Below are 3,185 nucleotides of genomic sequence, written 5' to 3'. Positions count from 1 at the left end.
GCCAGGCCGGAGTGGTCGCGCACGTGGCGGCCCACGAACTCGGCGCGGCCGCCTATGCGATCAAGGCCGTACGTGCCGCCTGCTCCGATGGGGACGGCGAGGCCGCGGGCCGTGCCGAGTGCCGGTGGCAACGCGACCAGCTCCCGGACGCGATCCGCGACCTGGTGCTCGACGATCAGCGCCGGCGCAATGACATCTGCTGGTCGGTGTTCGACTGCTGAGGCGCAGCTCGCCCGGCCCTACGCGGGCCGCAGGATTGCGACCAGGAAGTCCGAATCCTCGGTGAACGGTCGCAGGTCCCACGTCGACAACAACAGGTCCTGGGTGAACCCCGCCGTCGCGGCGTCGTCGAGAAACTGGCCGAACGCGTATTCGCGACCGGCGCCGAATCCGATCACCGCGCGGCCGTCATCGGCGAGATGGGCACGCAACCGGGACAGGACCTGGCCCCGGGTGCTGGGGGCCAGGAACGTCATCACATTGCCGGCCGACACGATGACGTCGAACGGCTCGGCGATGCCGCGGGCGGGCAGGTCGAGCTCGGCGAGGTCACCTACGAGCCAGCGTGGTCCCGGATGGTCGTGCCTGGCCGCCTCGATCAGTGCCGGATCGACATCGACGCCGACCACCTGATGGCCGGCTTCGGCCAGGTAGCCGCCCACCCGGCCGGGACCGCAGCCGGCGTCCAGGATCCGGGCATTGCGCGGCACCATCGCGTCGACCAGACGCGCTTCGCCGACCAGGTCCTGGCCCGCCCGCGCCATCGCCCGGAACCGTTCGATGTACCACTGCGAGTGCCCGGGATCGGCCGCGACCTTCTGCATCCAGATGCTCCGCTCGACCATATGAGCATTGTCGCAAGCGGGCCCGGGGGCGGGCGGTTCGGCTCAGCCCTGGGCGTCGAGGATCTTGATCGCGAAGACCAGCGAGTCGCCCGGCTGGATGCCTGCGGCGGGCTGGCCGTCGGGGTAACCGTCGGCCGAGGTCATCGCGACGGCCACCGTGGAACCGACTTTCTGGCCGGAGATGGCCTTCTGGAAGCCCGCCACGACTCCGGTGAGCGGGAAGTCCACCGGCTCGCCGCGCTCGTAGCTGCTGTCGAACACCGACCCGTCGCGTCCGTTGACGCCCATGTAGCAGACCAGCACGTTGGCCGTCGGCGCCACGACCGGCCCGTCGCCGGCCTTGAGGGTGTGCACCTGGGTCTCGGCGACGCTGAACGGTCCGTCGACCTTGACCAGCGGGGCCGCGGTGTCGGTGGATCCGGTGACCGCGACACTGCCGGTGGACCCGGACAGAGTCCACTCCGGCGTGCCGCCGTCCTGCGGCGCGGCGGTGGGACAGGTGGCCGACTCGGTCGCGGTCTCGGCGATGGACGGCGTGAGCACCTCGGCCACCGACGGCGTGCTCGNTGATGATCGGCAGCGCTCAGCATCGCGGGAACTACCCGCTGACTGGCACAAGCCAGTTCCCGCGCCCCCTGCTCGCCCAGCAGTAACCGGGGCCCCAGCGCCGGCACCGGCAGCACCGTCGGGCGATGCAGCGCATGCCCCAGTGCGTCGGTGTAATCCGCGTTGCGGACCGGCTCCGGAGCCACCGCGTTGACCGGACCGGACAGGTGGGTGTCCCACAGTCCGCGGTGATAGATATCGACCAGATCGTCGATGCCGATCCAGGACATCCATTGCTGTCCGTCTCCGATGCGCCCACCGAGTCCGGCGCTGAACAGCGGACGCAACAGTCGCAGAGTGCCGCCGCGTGGGGACTGCACGATCCCGGTGCGGATCCGCACCACGCGCAGCCCCGCCTGTTCGGCCGGGACCAGAGCGGCCTCCCAGTCGGCCACCACGTCGGCCAGAAACCCTTCACCGCGTTGGCTGGTCTCGGTGAGGGTCTCGTCGCCGCGGTCGTCGCCGTAGAAGCCGACCGCCGATGCGCTGATCAGGATCTTCGGCCCGGAGTTGTTGCGCGCGGCCAGTTCTGCGAGTCGGCGGGTCGGTTCGATGCGGCTCTCGCGAATGGCGCGGCGGTGGGCCTCGGTGAACCGGCCCGCGATCGACGCGCCGGCGAGGTGAATGACCGCATCGACGCCGGCGAGCAGGTCCGGAGCGGGATCGGCCGGATTCCATTGCCGTTCATCGGTTTTGGCCGGCGCGCGGCGGACGAGCCGGACGACCCGGTGCCCGCCGGTGGTCAGGAAGGCGGTCAACGCCGAACCGACCAGTCCGGATGCTCCGGTGACGGCGACGGTCAGCGGTGCCAGACCGTGCGAGCGGGCGCGCTGATGTGACGCGAGGTCGTCGGCGAGCTGACGATGACGGTAGGCGAACATCGGGCGCAGGAAATGTCCGGGAACCGGTGTCTCGACGCGGTCGACCATCCGGGTGTGGTCGGCGTCGACGGCTTCGAAGTCGTGAATGTGGTTCCAGCGCATCACCAAGGCCGCAGGCAGTGAGGCCAGACCGCCGCGGCCGACCTTGTCGGCGAAACGCCGTGGCGGGTCGTAGGCGTCGGCCTGATGCTCGGCCACCCAGCGCAGGCCACCTGGCAGGGCCAACTCGGCGCGGCCGTCGCGCAGTGAGGCTGCCTCGGTCTTGAGCTGCATCGGTTGCCACGGCGGTGACAGCCGCTCGAATGCTCCCGGCCGGCTGTGCCAGGCGAAGACTTCGTCCTGCGGCGCCTCGATGATGCTGGTGTACACCAATCCCATCGATCGACGTTACCCGGAGGATGTGCCTCTCGCTCGTGTGCCTGTTTAGGCGAACACCGGTGCGGCGCCCCACGGCGGCGACGACGGCAGGCGACGATCGAATCCGCCGACCGGGCAGCTCTTTCCGGACCGTTGCCGCATCATGGCACGCTGAAGACATGGTGAGCCGATGATCCTGCCCAAGATCCGCGACCCGCGCTTCATCACGATCCGGCGCGGCGGAACCCTCACCGATGCGGATCACCATCTGCTCGCGCTGTGGGCGGCAGCGTGTGCGGAGCACGTGCTGGGTCTGTTCGAGTCGGTGCGGCCCGACGACGCCCGGCCGCGGCAGGCCATCGAGCTGGCCCGGGCCTGGGCCCGCGGCGAGGCGAAGATGATGGACGCGCGAGCGGCCGGCGGCCACGCCATGGGTGCGGCCCGCGACTTGCGCGGGGCAGCGCGACACGCCGCGTACGCCGCGGGCCAGGCCGGA

Annotated in this window: 4 protein-coding genes and 1 pseudogene; 2 read left to right on the top strand and 3 right to left on the bottom strand. The window is 70.6% G+C overall.

What is annotated here, in order from left to right; all coding sequences use genetic code 11:
- A partial coding sequence (locus tag BN4332_RS05210; protein ID WP_338066748.1) for a putative immunity protein occupies positions 1 to 221 on the top strand: 221 nt, incomplete at its 5' end.
- An 18-nt stretch (positions 222 to 239) separates the two neighbouring features.
- Here BN4332_RS05210 and BN4332_RS05205 read toward each other — a convergent pair.
- The 3 genes and pseudogenes from BN4332_RS05205 to BN4332_RS05195 all read right to left on the bottom strand — a co-directional run.
- Positions 240 to 845, bottom strand: coding sequence for a class I SAM-dependent methyltransferase (locus BN4332_RS05205; RefSeq protein ID WP_066897501.1), 606 nt, complete (start codon positions 843 to 845; stop codon positions 240 to 242).
- A gap of 42 nt (positions 846 to 887) precedes the next feature.
- Positions 888 to 1,397, bottom strand: a complete 510-nt coding sequence (locus BN4332_RS05200) for an FKBP-type peptidyl-prolyl cis-trans isomerase (protein ID WP_066897500.1) — start codon at positions 1,395 to 1,397, stop codon at positions 888 to 890.
- Positions 1,398 to 1,414: 17 nt separating this feature from the next.
- Positions 1,415 to 2,710 (bottom strand): annotated as a pseudogene (locus tag BN4332_RS05195) (TIGR01777 family oxidoreductase); the annotation flags it as partial.
- Between the two features lie 169 nt (positions 2,711 to 2,879).
- Between BN4332_RS05195 and BN4332_RS05190 the strand changes: the two are divergent.
- Positions 2,880 to 3,185 (top strand): putative immunity protein (locus BN4332_RS05190; RefSeq protein WP_338066747.1); only part of this gene is annotated, 306 nt, incomplete at its 3' end.

It is taken from the genome of Mycolicibacterium houstonense (assembly GCF_900078665.2).
GTDB classification, from domain to species: Bacteria; Actinomycetota; Actinomycetes; order Mycobacteriales; family Mycobacteriaceae; genus Mycobacterium; species Mycobacterium houstonense.
This window is presented reverse-complemented; position numbering and strand designations above follow the sequence as displayed.